This is a genomic window from Bacillus piscicola (genome assembly GCF_022458745.1).
Lineage (GTDB): Bacteria > Bacillota > Bacilli > Bacillales > Marinococcaceae > Alteribacillus_A > Alteribacillus_A piscicola.
Genome location: NZ_JAJJJF010000007.1, coordinates 115,587 through 132,911 on the forward strand (window position 1 = coordinate 115,587; position 17,325 = coordinate 132,911).

Genomic DNA, 17,325 nt, shown 5'->3' on the forward strand with positions numbered 1-17,325 from the left:
CCATTGTTGAATAACCTTTTGAAAGAGAGGGGGGTGCCTGTTTTGGATCCGATCGTTTTCCTGCTAGGTAGTATTGCCGTGATGGCGGCAGGGATGGTTCAAGTTTTGACAGGGTTTGGCTTCGCGCTGGTTTCGATTCCGTTATTAATGTTTCTTTTCCCTGGTTATGAAGCCGTCTTAATCGGTATGGTGTTGTCTATCCTTATCCTTTTTCTTCAAGCAAGAAAAGACTGGAAAAAGGCTCGCTGGGATCTGGTTGGGCTTTTAACGGCTGTTGGCTTACTTGGATTATGTGTAGGTTTGCTGGGGAGCGATAGGCTGCATGCCGTTCATCTTAAAAGTATTGTCGGGGCATCGGTTTTAGTATACATCGTGGTTCAGTGGATTCAGAATGAAAGAGAGCGGCGTACCGCTAAGGTAGAACAAGCCGCAACGAGTGACTCTCCTACCGAGCTTTCCGCAAGCCGTAAAGCGGAAAAGAAAAAAGTACCGAGAGGGTTTTACATAGCGGGAATGTTTTCTGGTTTATTGACCGGGGTTGTTGGAATGCCCGGCCCTCCGGTAGTGGCCGTTCTAATAAATTTCCTGAAAAAAGATACCTTTCGCGCAACCCTTGTGAATTATTTCCTCATCAATTATGTATTGGCCTTTCTATTGGCTTTTTTTGTGGTTCATAAGGAAAATCAAGCAGACGTGCTGATAGCGGTGGGTGGCTTGATCATTCCCACTTTCATCGGCTATTTACTCGGGCACCCTTTACGTAAATACATCAATGATGAAAATTTCAAACGTCTCGTTTTCTTGATGTTGATCATCATTGGCATCACATCCATATGGCAGGCGGCCGCCTCGTTGTAAGGTGGTTACGATGTTCGTTGATGGGGCTGTCTCTCTGGATTTCAGCTCGTAATCTCTGAATGGGTCCCTTTTACGTGTGGATGCTTTCCAAAACACGATGGATTCTATGAAAAAAGCGGAGAGCACGCAACTGCTCTCCACCCGGTTTCTCGTATTTTTCAAATGCGTTAAATCGTCCATTGGTCGTGAATCACGCCAACCACGTACCAGCTGCCGTTTTGCTTTTCCATCGCAAGTCGCAGCGAGGACCAGTCCAGACCGTTTCCGGAATGGGTGAAGTGGTATTCGACGATCTCGGCATCGGGATAAGCGTCCTGGCTATTGTCAATCGTATTTCCCTGTCCGAGCCTCTCATTCACCGACGTTTCATCGGCATGGAGATAATCGCGGGCGTAAATGAACTCCTCATAGTATTCCTGGAACGTCAACTCAATTGGAAAGCCGGTGCCGTCGTACTGTCCCCACAAGTAAGTGGTCGAATCTCCCCATAACGTCTCCATTTCCGCCGCGGTGAACTGCTGATCATCTGCTATCTCTACGTAGGCATACGGAGAAAAACGTACCCCTTTATCCGGATGGACAAACGAGGAAAGGGCCTCCCAATCCTCCGCGCCTATGGCGGACAAGGCCGAGTCAGCTGCTGCTTTTGCTGCCGCTTCTTCCGACTCTCCTCCTGTCTCTAAACTTCGCATGGCATCCATGATTTCCTCTTCATGCGTATTAAAGAAATCCGGATGAGTCTCCCCGCTAATGTTATAGACGACGCCCTGGTGAACAAGCACCATGCTGAACTCTATGATGCTGGGATGGTGGTTCACGTAATACTCCGCCGTTTTGCCATCATCGAGTTGGAGCTGCTTTATTTCGACATTTCCCGGGAAATACTCGTCACTTACATGCGGTGCGGCAAATACTCTTATCATCCCGCCCTCTTTATCATAGAGAAACTTCCCTCTCTCATCCGGGTCATTTTGAAAATAACTGCCTTCTCCCCACGCTTCTGGATACGTCACAGTATAATCAAACTGTTCATTATGGTATGTCTGAGTGGCCGGGTCATCCGCATCCGTGTCCTCGTCACTATCATCGATAAATTGCTTCGGCGCTAACGTTCGCGAGAGGAATGCAGTAAACTGAGCCCGGGTCAATTTCTCGTACGGCTCGAAGCTCTCCCCTGACGTAATCGTCGTTATTTTCGCTTTCGCCACTGCCTGCACATCGTCGTAAAACGTATCGCCAGGCTCCATGTCGGCAATGGCGATGTTACCCGTGACCCGCTCCGGCAGATCAAAGGCACGGTTTAACACGGCTGCCATCTGCGCACGCGTCATGATAGCATTTGGAGAAAAGCTACCGTCTTTTTTCCCTCCGAAAATCCCTTCTGCTGCGGTTGCGGCAATGTAGTCATAGCCCGTGAAGTCACGGTTTATATCCGTAAACCCTGGGTCCGGCCGGTTTTCCAGCTCCAAATCCAATGCCTCGGACAGCATCTTGGCGACTTGACTTCGTTTTACCTCCTTGTTCGGCGCAAACGTTCCATCGCCGTAACCGGAAATAATCCCTTCATCCTTTAAGTACTCAATGTTCGATTTTGCCCAAAACTCTCCCCCCACATCTGAAAAACCTCCCCCAGCCATAGCAGCCGAGGTGAACAGCAAAAACGTCACCAGCACAAACACACCTTTTCTAACCATCCCAACACTCCTCCCCAAATATAACTGTAACCAGTATAACACGTTACCGCGTCCGCGCACTAAATATTCTACCTTTTCAAAAAATACAAGCCTTTTGAACGTTTAACCACCTTCACGGTTAGCATCTGAAGAATCGGGGTACGTATATATTGATAACAGAGACAGACGACCAAGAAGCCAAAAAGGAGTGCCTTAAAAAGCCAATGTCCAAAGAAAAAGAGTTATTTCAAAAACTATCTTTTGAGGATATTTCAATCATAGAAGAAATGCTCGATGCCATTTACAAACAAGGATACAAAAAGGGTTTTCACTATGGATACGAGGAAGGGTATGACGAGGGAAAAACTGAAGCAGAACAAGCAGCCGATCAAGAGCTTCTTAGGACGACCGTGGACGGCGTTATATTCACCCAACATGTCACCACAAACACAATCGATTTCTCGGAAGAGGTCGAGAATTTGTTCGGGTATCCGCGGCAGGCATTTCAAGAGGACGAGGACCTTTGGAAAAAAATCGTCCATCCGGATGACGAGGCTATACTGGTCCAGGCGGAAGAAGAACTGCTTACCGGAAACCCTGTAAAGGTCGAGTATCGGATCTTGCGCGCCGACCAACAACAAAAATGGATTTCGCTTCACGCTACACCTGTTATGGATGTGGATGGCACCGTCACAAAGGTGATGGGGCAATTTATCGACACTGCGGAACGAAAACAGCTGGAAGAAAAACTAAAGCAGATCGCCTACACAGATGATTTAACCGATTTGCCGAATCGGGTATGGCTGGATTCTCACCTACAAAAAGCCATTTCACGGGCGCAGCGCCACCACCGGAAAGTCATGGTGATGTTTATCGATTTGGATGACTTCAAACATGTCAACGACAACCACGGGCATCACGCGGGGGATTTCATTCTGCAGGAAGTGGCGGAAAGACTCTTTCGCAGCATGAGAAAAGAAGATTTTATCGCACGGGTCGGCGGCGATGAGTTTGTGGCGGTTTTTGAAAAAACGAGTCGAAAGGAAGTCGAATCCATCGCCTCTCGTATTATAAACAACATTTCCGAACCTTACCAAACCGAAGATACCGCCGAGAGCCTATCAAGCAGCATCGGTATTAGCGTTTATCCAGACGACGGGGAGGATGCAGAAACACTGCTTATGCATGCGGATAAAGCGATGTATAAGGTCAAACATAAACAGAAGAACGGGTTCACCTTTTATTCCCCGGCGCCAAAAGAAGAGAAGACATGGAGACTGCCACCGATGAGCGGCCTGCCACCTGCTTTTGACTAAAAAAACATTTAGAAAGCCTTTAGGGTGGGGGTGTCACATCATGCCACCCCCACCTCCTGCAAATAGCGGTGGACGCAAAAGACACTCTCAACAACAAAAGCAAAAAATCCCTAAAAAGATTCAACCTCCACAGATTTTATCCTCCGTTCTTTTTTCATGTACCTGCATCCTCTCCCCTTACCAGCGAATATTTTATTGTGTATAATAATTCCGGGACGTTCAATGGATGAAGAGGACTACCCGCTTAGCGGTGCAAGTCTTGAAACCCTTCCAAAGGAAAAGAACTGATTGTGTGTTCACCTTGCTCCAGTTCCGTTGCGCGGAGTGAAAAGACTAATGCTTCAGCTTCTTCCAGGTCTTCGAAGGTATCCATTCCCAATAAAGTATGTCTTACCAGATAATCATCATTATCTTTTTCGTTATACTTTCCCATGTCGCAGTATGTCCTTTATCAACTTAGGGGTTATTGAAGCCTTTGTATTCACAAGATGGAGTACTCTTTTCTGCATGTCGGGAGAAAGGCTCTGGCTTTCTAAGTGAAAATTGTGCAGAACTCGTTTGAAATCCTTTAAATCCCGTCTCAACTCCTTCATAAAAACCTGCTTTCACCGACGTGCTTTCTATTACATAGTCCTGCTAATCCACTAATACCATTTCCTCCGAGCCTTTGAAGCCGCGAAAAGTAGTATTACAGAAAATAACGACTCCATTGACCGTGTATGACGTCGTGAAATGGGGCTCTGGCCATAATAACGACTCCATTAAGAGCCTTTGACGTTGTGAAATGGATCATGAGATAAAATGACAGCATCATAGCGCCCCTATGAAGCTGCGAAAAGATGTTTTGCGAAAAATAACAGCACCGTAGTGCCCACTAACTCTCGATTCCAACGCTCATTCTCTGGTTATCATCATGATGAACAAAAACACTTCTCGCCTAAGTTCGATAAACAACACGGAAAATACAAAGCTGGTTCAGTTGAATATCAACCTCATCCCAATTTATCCATTTGACAAATTAGTTTATTTAGAATATTATTAAAATATGTACTATTTTGTCTTTTTAAACTTATCAACTACCATAAAACTACTACTGTCACCTTTCTTAAGAGCGAATCCGGTCGCTTGACTTGTGCGGAAAAGACATAAACGGAGACCTGCAACTGAACATTGTATAAGATTTGACAAATTTCCTTCCTGCTCGTCTGATCATATTGATGCTCCTCAGGGTTTATTATGACCTTATCGAATCTGTCCAGTTAAGTATAACCTATCCGAGGACAAGCCACTAGAATAGTCTGAGTTAGTAAGAGCAGTAGTTTGTACCTCAAATTGGCTTAGAATCGAGATTTAATGACAAGGGGGATTTTGGGGTGGTTCGGTCAAGTTTAGCGTTCCATTCAATAGACGAGCTCCCACACAAATTAAAGGAACTAGATAGTAATTGGGAGTATTTTATGAGTGAAAGGGAAGTTCCACAGTCTAACAAAGTACGTGTAGAAGTTTTAGAATCATGGAAACGTTGCCAACAATATGGAGTCGACCCATTACAAAAACAAACCCTAATCAAAGTAAGAGAAGATAAATTAAAAGAACAAATAAACCAATCCGCCTTGTATAACGCCTCCCTGCCCATTATCGAAAACTTTTCCAAACAAATAGCTGGTACGAATCACTTGATTACGTTAGGTGACCAAGAAGGAAAGATTATTTGTTTAAAAGGAGAAACCCCAATATTAGATAAAGCTGAACAGATGAACTTTGTCATTGGAGCGGATTGGAGTGAAAAGTCTGCAGGATCAAATGCCATTGGAACGTCTCTTGCCTCAAGAAAGCCGATTCAAATACTCTCTTCTGAACATTATTGTCAAGGGGTTCATCCTTGGGTATGTTCCTCTGCACCGATTCGTGATCCAAGAACGAATAACATCTTAGGTATCATTGACTTAACAGGACCTAGTCATCATGCGCAATCTCATTCTTTAAGCGTCGTCCAAAATGTTTCGTATTTAATCGAGCAACAGTTATTTATCCATTCCTATGATGTGTTTAAACATTTACAAGACACGTATCAAGAAATGAAAACCAATACCTCCGCCCACGTTGTAATATTGGACGAGATGTTACATGTTGTGCATGGAGATAGCGCATGTTTAGATCTCTTTTCGCTCTCCCATTGGACGCAGCTGTGGGAAAAGGAAGAGATATCTTCATTAAAAAGGGTGTTGCTAGCGAAAAAACCCTACGAACTAGAATGGGAAGTTGCATCCTTTCCATCAAAAATAAGGGTGCGACGCATTACATTTAACGCAGAACACATCGGTTTTGCCCTGTTTATCGAAAAAACGGGACTCTCTGCGCCTCCGAATACGAAACTAAAAGGGGTCATTGGACAATCGGCTGCTCTCAAACAAGCGGTTCAAAAAATCGGTGTCATCTCGGACAAAAATATACCTGTTCTTCTTACAGGAGTGAGCGGGACCGGCAAAGAAGTGTTTGCGCATAACATTCATTTGAAAAGCGAGCGCAAACATAACCCTTTCATTGCCATTAATTGTGGAGCGATTCCTGAGAACTTAATTACGAGTGAATTATTTGGCTATGCTCGCGGAGCGTTTACAGGCGGAGATCCCCAAGGAAAAAAAGGAAAGTTTGAAGAAGCCAATGGCGGGACGGTATTTCTTGATGAAATAGGGGAGATGCCCCTAGATTTACAAGTTCATCTGTTGCGAGTATTACAAGAAAAAGAAGTCGTTCCTGTCGGTTCCGCGAAACCCGTTCCGATCGATGTGAGAATTATCGCGGCAACGAACCAAGATTTAGAATCCTTAATACAGAAAGGTGCATTTCGCGCCGATCTTTACTATCGATTGAACGTGGTGGAAGTGCATTTGCCTCCGTTAAAAAATCGAAAAGGAGACATTCCACTCTTATGCCAACACTTTGCAAAGGAATTAGCGAACAGACACGGGAGAGAAGTACCGGCCATTAGTCAAGATGTGCTTGCTCTTTTTGAAGAGTATTCTTGGCCTGGAAATATTCGAGAAATGAAGAATGTGATGGAATACGCTATTCTCTTTCACGGGGGTCATTGTATTACGCTGGAATCATTGCCGAAATATATCTTAGAAAAACAGAATGAGTTTGATACTTACACAGCTGATCGGCTCACCCCGTTAGAACGGGCGGAAAGAGAAGAGATCATCGAATTAATCCATGCAACGAATGGCAATTTATCAGAAGTAGCACGACGATGCCAAATTGCGAGGACCACCTTATATCGCAGAATGAAAAAGTATGAGATAGATGTCATGAAGAAAGTATGACATCCTAACCTTTTTAATAAGAAAAGAGACTGTATTGGGGCTGTTCCCCATTTACAGTCTCTTTTCATGTAACGTTAGAGAGGATATTGTTCGAGTGGCCGCTTCAGGCCTCGTGCTCGCGTTCTTTTCACCGAGCGGGCGCCTGAAGCAGCACTTAGAAATTACTTAGATTTTACTTCAGGGAGAGGGAGCTTGACCCAGTCTTTGTAAAACGTATCAATATCCGGTTCAAAATCGTGAATGACAGGATACCAAGGAGTAACGGCTTCCACTTCTAATTGGGCGGCACAACTAGGGCAGTAATATTCACGGATGACCTGCCATTCTGGATCAGGTGCCATTAATACAGGATAAATTTCATTCATTTTTTCTTCGTCATCCCGGACAAATATATTCGCGTGGACCTTCCAGTTTTCTTGATAATCGCAGAATTCGTGACCGCAATCGCACTTTACAATCCGATCTCCATTTTCCTTTAACACGATATATAAGTGGAGTCCGAGCGGTAATAGAATGGGATCATCCCAGGATACTCTCTCTTGCATGACTTCCCGGTATACTTTAAAACGGTCGGCATCTTTATGACTAGACATCATGTTTTTGAGTTGGTACCACTCTAATGTACCTTCGACCAGTTCATTAATTACTTTGTGATCGTATTTGTAGTCGGCCATAACCATCCTCCTTTATTTGGCGTCTTTAAAACGATTAATGTGTCGTCCCAGTTTCGTTACGTTTAAGTCATCTTCATAAACCATCCAGTCTTCGTCGATGTCCCAAAATTCTTTAAATTCATCTGTGAATTTTTTACTTAAGGCGAAGCTCTCTGCAAACATGAGTTGGACTTGCTTGGAAGCATCCTTGTTCAAAATGCGTTCTTTTTCTTCTTTCATCCATTCTTTCGTTGGAACACTTTTTTCTAAGCGTTGTTGACGCATTTCTTTCCGCTTTTCTTTGGTTGCTTTAAGATCAACTACAAATTCACCGTCTTTCTCTTCGTACACGCAACCGAACGTGCTTTCAGCAAAACGAGGTAAAATAAACTGTTCATTTAAATCGTTTTCTACCTCTTTCGGATCTCTATCTAATGGATCGCCGAACCCTGGACCCCCACGTAGGTAATTCAACATGAGATCATAATCGCCGAACTCTTCTTGTGTCGTCACGGCCTGTCTGTCACGATTGATCGTTTCTGCCTTTAAGTTCTTCTCATAGCCTGGATCGTCTGGATCGGTATCCCCTCCGAGTGGAAGAGGTAATCTCTTTTCAATCCGTTCTTTCAAGTCGGTATTGTAGGCACTGAATCGATAACCGGCCGCTCCTGGGTAACCACCCATTAAACCGCAGTCTGTGGCCATGGCTCCTGAACCTGCAACCAACATGGTCCATTCTTTCGCACCCCAGCCAAGACGTAAGGATTGCCAGCCATTCCCGCCGCGATATTTACCCGAACCTCCTGAACCAGGTAATATTTCTCTTCCCATGAAGATGAGAGGTTCAAGAACTTCCCAAATTTCCATGTCGCCCATATCACCTTCTGGATTCCATAAAGCAGCAGAGTGGCTAATTCCATCTTTCACAGCGCTTGCGCCTACCCCGCAGGCTGCGGATTCAAAACTGTTTAAAGCAGACAGCTCTCCGTGATGGTCATACCCGCCGCCTTGCAGCCAGTTGGAAGTGTGAGCGTTGCCGGCATTGATTTCTTCTAAAAATCCTCGACCCCAATATCCGCGGCTCAGTCCACGCCATAGCGGTGTCCATCCTGCCACGAGACCATGCCATGTATTCGAGTGGGCCGATCGAATATCATCTGGGCTAAACCATGATCCTAACGGGATACCGAAGCTGCTCGCGTAATAGGCCCCGTCATTGATTCGATCATTTGGGACGAGAGTTTGAGCTAGCATAACCCATATCCCGCTCGTTATCGATACAGGTGTGGCGTTGAATGGGTGCCATCCCCAGCGGCTGGCGCCCTCGAAATCAATTTCTAAATGGGCATCCTTATGAATCTTTATTTCGGATGGGGTATGAATGATAGAGTCTTGTTGGGCAAACTTAGGCAAGTCAAGTCCTTCAAATGGCACATCGATAAACGAAGCGGCACGATACGTACCAGGAATCGTCATTGTTTTTACTTGGTTGACGAAGCCGCGGCGGCCATCTTCAATAATTTCGCGCATGAATTGTTTATAATTATCTGCGCCTTCTTCTTTCACGACGTCAAGAACTAAGTCACGAATCATATGACAACCGGCGACGCGAGTCTTCTCGTCCAATGTCCAATACTTGGAACCACGTACAGAACGAGTACTCTCTAGCAACCAGTCTTTGGACAACTCGTCATTTTCTCCAATTTTCCGGCAAGTGATCTGGTAGCCGTCATCATATCGTTGAACGGGTCCCATCGGCATGCTTCCCGGTCCAGAAGCTCCCGTATCGATGACGTGAGTGACTCCTCCAACCCATCCGAGCAACTCTCCTTCCCAGAAAATCGGAACGAGGGTATGAACGTCACACGTATGCACGTTACCGACGTGGTTGTCATTGTTACAGAAGATGTCACCGTCTTTTATACCAGGATTGTCTTCATAATCCTTATCAATCATGAACTTTATTGCGGCACCCATGGTTCCCACGTGGATGATAATACCGGTAGACGTAACGATGGAATCGGCCTCTGGTGTATATAAGCTGAAACATAGTTCCCCTTCTTGTTCAACGATAGGAGAAGCCGCAACTTTTTTCGCTGTTTCTCTCGCATGAACGACCCCGCCGCGAAGTTTAGAGAATATTTTTTCAAACCGGATTGGATCCGATTCTTTAAACTTTAAATCTTCAAGACCGGCGTAATATCCTGTTTCTTTACTTACTCTATCAATCTCGGCTCTCATTTCCTTTAACGTTTTTCCATCCCAACCAATCGGTACTTTCTTATTTTGAACCTCTTCGATTGTTTTCAAAAAGATAACCTCCTATCTTATTTGTTTAATTCTTTCAAATGGAAAATGCGGTTCTCATCCAAGTACGTCTCAAACCCAGGTGGAATAACGAGGGTCGTGGCTGTTGATTCAATGATCGATAACGATCCGATTTTATTTCCAGGCAGCAATTTTTCCATTTCATAAATATCTGCTTGGATCCATTCCCCATCCCAATATACAGAGCGTTTCCCCAAGAATGCTACCTCGGGTGGTTTGGGACTAGATAAAGGTTCTTGCGGTATTTTAGGAAGTGGTACGTCAACGACACCGCGAACGATAGCTCCCGTGATGGAGTAACCTAACTCAGGAGATAAGGCAGATTTGGCGTAGACACGCGTATACATGTCTTCAAACGCTTTTACGAGTGTGTTGTAGTCACTCACACCTTTGAATGCACTAATAGGTGCCTCAATCTCTAAGTCATTTAATTGTCCTTGGTATTGCATACGGAAAAATAGGCGATATTTTACATCATCTCCGGTGTATTCATTTTTCTTAAATTCATCGCCCACGTGTCCTTTCAGTTCATCCCAAGCCGCTTGCAGCTCTTTTCCAGCTGCTAAAATTTCTTGTTCCGTAGCTTTTTCAGCAAGGTTAAGGTCTAATGTTTTGTCATAACGGTACTCAAAGTCGGCAGCTCCGCACCCAAAGGCGGAAAAACCAGCAGCCCAAGCAGGGATGAGAATATCTTCAAATCCAAGCCCTTTTGTGTATCCTGCTGTATGAAGAGGGCCACCACCACCGTAAGAGAAGCATGCATATTGTGAAGGGGAGAAGCCTTTTCCTAAAATCATGGATTCCAAATAGTTTTTCAATTGAGATTCTAGTAGTTCAGTAACACCAAAGGCAGCATCTTCTACTGTCAGTCCAAGCGGGTCTGCCACTTGTTCTTTTACCGCCTGATACGCTTTTTCACGTGACAGTTTAATCGTCCCGCCAATAAAGTTGTCCGGATTGATGAGCCCTAACACGACGTGACAATCAGATACCGTTACTGTTTCAATGCCGCTGTCTGGATTACATACGCCGACGAGAGAGCCAGCACTGTCCGGACCTAGCGTTAAGTTTCCGTAGTTTGGATCGATACGGACGTAACTGCCTGTTCCCGCGCCGGTAGTGTCCATGGAAACGAGTGGTAGCGACAACACAAGACGTGCCATATCCGGGCTTGATTCAATATCCAAATCCCCTTGGGTAATGAGGCCGATATCAAAACTAGTGCCCCCGATATCGGAGCAGGCTACATTTTTAATACCTAAATTGTCACTTAAATATTTTGCGCCAACCATGCCTCCGATGGGACCAGATACGCATGTGCGGGCCAATTCATTTGCTTCAATACTAATTGTTCCACCATGGCTTGCCATAATGCGCAAATTAAAATCAGTTCCGCTTTCACGCAGCGCTTTATCAAGGTTTGCTAACGTTTCCCGAGATGGTTCCGCAGCGTATGCTTCGACGATCGTCGTATTCGTACGGTGAGATTCTTTCCGAACCGGGTAGTAGTCGGCCGTAGCAAATATTTTGATATTTTTATTTTGTTCGTTGATCATACGTGTCGCGATATCGCGAATTTTCCGTTCATGATCAGGATATGTGTAAGAATGCAATAAACTAATCACGATCGCTTCTACATCTTCATCAATTAACTTTTGGATGGCGCCTTCCACTTCATGTTCATATAAAGGGATCACCACATTACCAAACATATCGACTCGTTCCGTTACTCCTACTGTCCATTTACGAGGGACGAGTGGCTCATCAAAGTGGTGGGTGTTAATATGAACGCGGTCGGAGTAGGAATACCCAAGAAAAGACTGGAGCCCCCGTCCCATTCGGTGCATATCTTCTGTACCTTTATTCAGGACAAGTCCAACCCGCAAACCGACCCGGGAAACAAGGCGATTTAGCATCGCAGTACCGGAATACACACCAGCCAATAAGTTAGGAAACTCTTTGTCTACGGTTGTATCCCATTGTTCCAAAGCATCTCTGGAAGAATTCATGAGGCCAATATGTTCATCCTTTGGTGTCGTTTGGGCTTTCCCAACGACAAATTCTCCCTTCTCATCGATAATGAACGTGTCTGTCATTGTGCCGCCAGCATCAATTGCAAGAATCTGTGATTTTGCCAAATTACCTTCTCCTCCTTTTTTTGGATGTACTTTGTTTAAATGCAATTTGTGTGCCAATTTTAATTAAGTGTTCTATTCAGAGTTTTTCAAATACTAAATTAATGAAATGTATAGTATTGCTACACCTGTAGCGATACAAGTGTAGTGCAGCTGAATCTACCAACGGAGATTTTCCGTCGGTTGGCTGAATCCTTGCCCGCGCGGCAAGCGGACCTGAAGAGCCATTTATACGAAAGGGGATAAGTTAAAGTTAATCTTACCGATAAATCTTGTGGAATTGAAAAAAGAGCTGTATCAAAAGGTCATTTTTTATGACTTTTTGATACAGCCTCGGGAAACGTTCACAAATGGGAGATAGGAGATCTTCCCCTCTTCGCCTATTCATATTAAAACCAACTAGTTTAAAGTTTACGAGAATCCCTGATACTGGGTAGAAACTATGACTTTATCCAGGATGGCTCGTCCGTGAAAGATTTTGAAGAAGAGTATAGTGTTTTTCAAGATGCGTTATAGATTCCAGATCCTTGGTAAAACGATGAAGCTTAAAGACATGGATTTAGCGGATAACTGTAGATAAGTCAAGAAATACAAAAGAGCTTAATAAACGGGGCTGATCAGAAGAAAAAGTGAAGTTTTGCTCAATAGCAATATTGAATATCAAAAGAAAGCCCTGCAGAGAATAACTCCCTACAGGACTCCAACAGGCTTTTATTATTATTTACTCAGGTTTCCAAGAAGAGAATCTTTTTTCAATTAACCCGACCAATCCCGTTAGGACAACACCTGTGCCGGCAATCACTATTACCCCCACAAACATTTCAGCGGTTTTTAAGTTTTGTCCAGCGTTGGTTAATTGATATCCGATCCCAGCTGTTGAAGCATACATTTCACCGACAACAATTGCAATTAATCCCTGACCTAACCCAAGACGGATACCATTTAATAAGAACGGAACTGTAGATGGCAGCGCAATCGTTTTAAATATTTGAAACTCCGTTGCTGTAAAACTTCTTGCCGTCTTAATCAAATTCTGATCAAGTGTGCTCATTGCTTTTGTAGCACTCATCACGATAGGGAAGAACGCCATTAAGAATACAATCACTATTTTGGACGCAACACCAATACCAAACGCAATGATAATGATCGGCAATAACGCTACTTTTGGAGTTACATAGAGTGCAGAAACGAAAGGATTAATAATAGAGTTAAATGTGTGGTTCCATCCGGCGAAAATCCCCATCGGAATACCGATAATGATAGCGAGGAGGAATCCGACTGCAAATTCATAAGCACTCACGCGTATATTAGTCCAGAAGGAAACGTCGGTAAATAATATGCCGGCCGCCTGAATAATACCGATCGGCGAACTAATAAATAATGGATTGATTATTTGAAGATAAGAAATAATTTCCCAAAATATTAGGAAAGCTAAAACCGATACTACACTAATCATAAAATTTTTTTGTGACTTTGAAATTTTTTTAGGTCGGTTGACTTTTTTTTGTTCAGAAGTTTCATTTTTCATTGGAATCGCTTCTTCTTTACTCAATATTAAACCCCCTAACTAAAACCTTGTTTGGAAGACTCTTTTTCAATAAGGTCCCATATTCTATCTACATATTCCGTGAAGCGGGCATCCCTTTTTACTTTCAGTTCACGAGGGCGTTCTAACTCAATTTTTATATCTTCCACTAAATGACCAGGACGAGCGCCAAAGACGAAAACCCGGTCTGCCAGGTAAACAGCCTCGTCTATTTGGTGTGTGATAAAAATACTAGTTTTCCTGGTTTGACTCCAGATCCTCAAAAGCTCTTTTTGCATGAACTCTCGGGTTTGTGCGTCTAAAGCTGAGAAAGGTTCATCTAATAATAACAAAGAAGGTTCGACGCTTAATGCTCTTGCTAAATTAACTCGTTGCTGCATCCCCCCAGACAGCTCATGAGGGTAAGACTTCTCAAAACCTTTCAGACCAACTAATTCGATATACTGCAATGCTAAGGCTTTTGTTTCTTTAGATACTCTTTTCTGAAGCTCAATTCCATACATGACATTATCCAAGACGCTACGCCACGGGAGTAAATTAGGGGATTGGAAGACCATGGACCGGTCACGTCCAGGGCCTTCAATTTTAGTATCATCTAATAAAATCGTACCGTTACTAGGCTTAATGAAGCCCATCACTGTGTTCAGGAAAGTTGTTTTACCACATCCAGATGGTCCGACAATACAGATGAATTCTCCGTCTTCAATCGATAAATTGATGTTTTTAAGGGCGACAATTTCATCGCCTGTTTTATTATTGACATAGGTGACATCCAAAAATTGGCTCGTGAGTTTTTGTTGAGTCATTACGGTTTCTCCCATTTCATCAACCCCACATTAAAAATTTATTCAGAAAATGCCTCTTCAATATAGTTGTTTGTCCATAACCCGTCTTCTGTTGTGTCGTGTTTGTTTGTAACACCAGACATGTCACTGAACTCTACCAGAGGATCTTGAGCATTATCCCAAGCGGCTTGAGTCATTTCTCCGTGTCCAACATAAACAGGAGACAATCCTTCCAGAGATGATTTAATCATCTCCTCCTCTACTCCTTCAAAATAGGAAACAATTGAAGCTGCCGCTTCTCCAGGGTTATTTTTTGTAAATTCAATTCCTTTTCCTAAAGCCCGCACGACACTAACCGCAATATCAGGGTTCTTTTCTAAGTATTCACTCTTCGTGAAAACTGTTTCCCAAATTAATTCGGAATACATGGCGACCTCACTCAAGCGAATAGCGAGCTGTCCCCCTTCTTCAGCTTCAGCTAACGCTGAGAATGGTGGAGAAGCAATACCCCCATCAACAATACCTTCCTGCATACCGCCAACTTTTGTTCCATTGCCTGTCAGCTTAACAGTCTCAAGAGTGGAAGGGTCTTCACCAAATTCTTGTAATAAGTAACGCAAGTATACGTCACCGGAATCACCAATCTGGTTGGATCCTATTGTCGCCCCTGACAGGGCCGCTACTCTTTCTTCAATTGAAGAATCAAATGTAATATCCTTCTCTTTCATGTAAGAGTCGGAAAGTGCTACCTCATAAGTTAAAGCGGAGTTTAAGGACTGGATAGCGGTTAAATCTGCTCCGCTGTCAATAGCAGACAGCATAGCACGCGGCGCATTAATAGCAAATTGAGAATCTCCTGATAAAAGTGTAGCTGTTACTTGAGAGCCGCCACCACCAGAAGAAATTTGTGCATTAATTCCTTCTTCTTCAAAAAAACCACTCTCGATTGCAACGTACAACGGAGCGAAAGAGAGGATACGAGCCGGCTCTGCAAAAGTTATATCGGTCAGCTCCTCTGATTCACTCAGTCCATCTCCCGAATCTTGGTTGTCCGATCCGCTTGCTTCACTCTCTGAATTGGAACCGCCCGAAGAACCACAAGCGGCTAAAACAAACAATAAAAATGCCAAGAAAATAAAATATAAGTTTTTTTTCACGGTATACTCCGCCCTTCTTAATCAATTACCCAGCTTTACAGCTTGGTCTTTATTCTGTAGTAAGGATAAAATACTTAAGGCTGCTAAATAACTTGTTTTTGGGTTAGTAGGCATTGGCTCATTTTCAATTGTTAAATGAAATTTCCCAAACGTCCCTGTCGCTTCAATCGTGTGAGTGTTTCTTTTTACGTTTGGATCAGCCACGATAGTAACGTTAGTAAGATCTGCACCAATTCCTGTTAATGATAAAATAATGGATACATTTACATTCTTTGGAAAAGTGTCAATCGCTTCTTTTGCTTTTCCCTCAAAAACAATCATTTCTTTTTCCATGCTTTCATCTAGTCCGAGAGACTTTGGGCTTTTTATTGTCGTGATAGAAACCGCTTTCAATCCACCAAGAGAGTTAGATGATTTAATCATATCGATCCCACCAATTGCCCCAGATGGCAAATAAATATTTGCTTCATTCTGAGTAGCAATGGATTGAACACGTTCATAAAAGGCAAGATCACTCATCACGCCCACACTGCTTAAAAACAGATCCTTTCCCCGATCAAGAACCTTTTCAGAAAACGCTTTTGCCGCTTGTACGGTTGCAACTTCTATCACAACATCAATTGGAGAACTGAGAAAGTCATCTATATTTCCGTAAAAGTCAGTATGATAGCTTGCTGCAAGTTCTGCACCAGACTTCTCATTTCTTCCATATAGCGATACAACATGAAAGTCAGCGTTTCTATCGTTTTCTCCGTGAATGGCCTCTAATAAGAATTGAGCCATATTACCAGTTCCAATTAATCCTATATTCATATCTCATTACCTTTATTTTTGTATTTTATTTATCTATCTAGAACTACTACCTTGCCATAGTTTTATTTGATAACTACAGCAAGGCTGCTCACTACTTTACTTGTCGTTTATAATGGCTTCTCGTTCCTTAGCACGCTCTAAACGAACTTTTTCCAGCTCAGAGCCTTCCGGATACGTAGGCAAATTTGGTTTAACAGCTCCCAGCATCACAAGCATCAGAGCCTCTTCATCGGAATCATTATGAATGCCTCTGTAAACCCCTGGAGGACTCGATATGACATCTCGTTCATTCAATCTAATCTCTTGGACCGCTTCATCCTCCGGATACTGGATCATTGCTTTAACGGACCCTTTTAAAATAAAGAAAACTTCTTCTACGTCATCGTGAAGATGTAAAGGGCCGATACATCCAGCTGGCAAAACCATCGTGCTCAATGTGAAATGCTGTGCTTCAATAACATTTGCGTCATTATTAGCGGTAGCACCACGTCCAATATAGCGCATTTGCGCACGTTTGTAACGAGGATCAATATCCTCCTGAAACTTTAATACATTCCAATCTAACGTACGGTCACCAAGACGCGCAACATACTTTTTTTCAAATTCTTCTACGGATAATTTTTCAACAGACATTCAAATCCCTCCTAGATTTATTACAGACAATGTTTTATATACAATACATTGTTTTGTTAATGAAAATGATATCTTATGTAGAGTAATTCTGTCAATGCAATT

13 protein-coding genes are annotated in these 17,325 nt (G+C 43.3%); 3 read left to right on the plus strand and 10 right to left on the minus strand.

Features of this window, described 5'->3' with window-relative positions; genetic code table 11:
- The first annotated feature begins 42 nt into the window (after nucleotides 1–42).
- Entirely contained in the window at nucleotides 43–858 is an 816-nt protein-coding gene (locus LOR49_RS12090) for a sulfite exporter TauE/SafE family protein (RefSeq protein ID WP_240376992.1), read from the plus strand.
- Between the two features lie 167 nt (nucleotides 859–1,025).
- On the opposite strand, the gene LOR49_RS12095 is transcribed toward LOR49_RS12090, so the two are convergent.
- Nucleotides 1,026–2,552: an S-layer homology domain-containing protein gene (locus LOR49_RS12095; RefSeq protein ID WP_240376993.1), complete on the minus strand. Its 1,527-nt coding sequence runs from the start codon at nucleotides 2,550–2,552 to the stop codon at nucleotides 1,026–1,028.
- A 203-nt stretch (nucleotides 2,553–2,755) separates the two neighbouring features.
- On the opposite strand from LOR49_RS12095, the gene LOR49_RS12100 reads away from it, so the two are divergent.
- The gene (locus LOR49_RS12100) at nucleotides 2,756–3,847 is read left to right on the plus strand and encodes a sensor domain-containing diguanylate cyclase (RefSeq protein WP_240376994.1); all 1,092 of its coding nucleotides are present in this window, start codon (nucleotides 2,756–2,758) and stop codon (nucleotides 3,845–3,847) included.
- 244 nt (nucleotides 3,848–4,091) lie between these two features.
- On the opposite strand, the gene LOR49_RS12105 is transcribed toward LOR49_RS12100, so the two are convergent.
- Nucleotides 4,092–4,280, minus strand: coding sequence for a hypothetical protein (locus tag LOR49_RS12105; RefSeq protein ID WP_240376995.1), 189 nt, complete (start codon nucleotides 4,278–4,280; stop codon nucleotides 4,092–4,094).
- Between the two features lie 940 nt (nucleotides 4,281–5,220).
- Between LOR49_RS12105 and LOR49_RS12110 the strand changes: the two genes are divergently transcribed.
- Complete coding sequence (locus LOR49_RS12110) at nucleotides 5,221–7,173, plus strand: sigma-54-dependent Fis family transcriptional regulator (RefSeq protein ID WP_240376996.1); 1,953 nt, start codon at nucleotides 5,221–5,223, stop codon at nucleotides 7,171–7,173.
- 161 nt (nucleotides 7,174–7,334) lie between these two features.
- On the opposite strand, the gene LOR49_RS12115 is transcribed toward LOR49_RS12110, so the two are convergent.
- From LOR49_RS12115 to LOR49_RS12150, 8 genes are all read right to left on the minus strand, one after another.
- A complete protein-coding gene (locus tag LOR49_RS12115; RefSeq protein WP_240376997.1) occupies nucleotides 7,335–7,847 on the minus strand; it encodes an acetone carboxylase subunit gamma in 513 nt (170 codons plus the stop codon).
- A 12-nt stretch (nucleotides 7,848–7,859) separates the two neighbouring features.
- The gene (locus LOR49_RS12120) at nucleotides 7,860–10,136 is read right to left on the minus strand and encodes a hydantoinase B/oxoprolinase family protein (RefSeq protein WP_240376998.1); all 2,277 of its coding nucleotides are present in this window, start codon (nucleotides 10,134–10,136) and stop codon (nucleotides 7,860–7,862) included.
- A gap of 17 nt (nucleotides 10,137–10,153) precedes the next feature.
- Nucleotides 10,154–12,292, minus strand: a complete 2,139-nt coding sequence (locus tag LOR49_RS12125; protein WP_275899647.1) for a hydantoinase/oxoprolinase family protein — start codon at nucleotides 12,290–12,292, stop codon at nucleotides 10,154–10,156.
- Between the two features lie 718 nt (nucleotides 12,293–13,010).
- Nucleotides 13,011–13,841, minus strand: coding sequence for an ABC transporter permease (locus LOR49_RS12130; RefSeq protein ID WP_240376999.1), 831 nt, complete (start codon nucleotides 13,839–13,841; stop codon nucleotides 13,011–13,013).
- Nucleotides 13,842–13,852: 11 nt separating this feature from the next.
- Entirely contained in the window at nucleotides 13,853–14,641 is a 789-nt protein-coding gene (locus LOR49_RS12135; protein WP_240377000.1) for an ABC transporter ATP-binding protein, read from the minus strand.
- Between the two features lie 38 nt (nucleotides 14,642–14,679).
- Nucleotides 14,680–15,777, minus strand: a complete 1,098-nt coding sequence (locus LOR49_RS12140; RefSeq protein ID WP_240377001.1) for an ABC transporter substrate-binding protein — start codon at nucleotides 15,775–15,777, stop codon at nucleotides 14,680–14,682.
- Nucleotides 15,778–15,798: 21 nt separating this feature from the next.
- Complete coding sequence (nadX, locus tag LOR49_RS12145; RefSeq protein WP_240377002.1) at nucleotides 15,799–16,590, minus strand: aspartate dehydrogenase; 792 nt, start codon at nucleotides 16,588–16,590, stop codon at nucleotides 15,799–15,801.
- Between the two features lie 96 nt (nucleotides 16,591–16,686).
- Complete coding sequence (locus tag LOR49_RS12150) at nucleotides 16,687–17,223, minus strand: cupin domain-containing protein (RefSeq protein WP_240377003.1); 537 nt, start codon at nucleotides 17,221–17,223, stop codon at nucleotides 16,687–16,689.
- Nucleotides 17,224–17,325: the final 102 nt, after the last annotated feature.

Excerpts from the sequence above, each read along its gene's own strand:
- LOR49_RS12095 (WP_240376993.1), bottom strand. The coding sequence starts at position 2,552 with ATGGTTAGAAAAGGTGTGTTTGTGCTGGTGACGTTTTTGCTGTTCACC.
- LOR49_RS12100 (WP_240376994.1), top strand. The coding sequence starts at position 2,756 with ATGTCCAAAGAAAAAGAGTTATTTCAAAAACTATCTTTTGAGGATATT.
- LOR49_RS12105 (WP_240376995.1), bottom strand. The coding sequence starts at position 4,280 with ATGGGAAAGTATAACGAAAAAGATAATGATGATTATCTGGTAAGACAT.
- LOR49_RS12115 (WP_240376997.1), bottom strand. The coding sequence starts at position 7,847 with ATGGCCGACTACAAATACGATCACAAAGTAATTAATGAACTGGTCGAA.
- LOR49_RS12135 (WP_240377000.1), bottom strand. The coding sequence starts at position 14,641 with ATGACTCAACAAAAACTCACGAGCCAATTTTTGGATGTCACCTATGTC.
- nadX (WP_240377002.1), bottom strand. The coding sequence starts at position 16,590 with ATGAATATAGGATTAATTGGAACTGGTAATATGGCTCAATTCTTATTA.
- LOR49_RS12150 (WP_240377003.1), bottom strand. The coding sequence starts at position 17,223 with ATGTCTGTTGAAAAATTATCCGTAGAAGAATTTGAAAAAAAGTATGTT.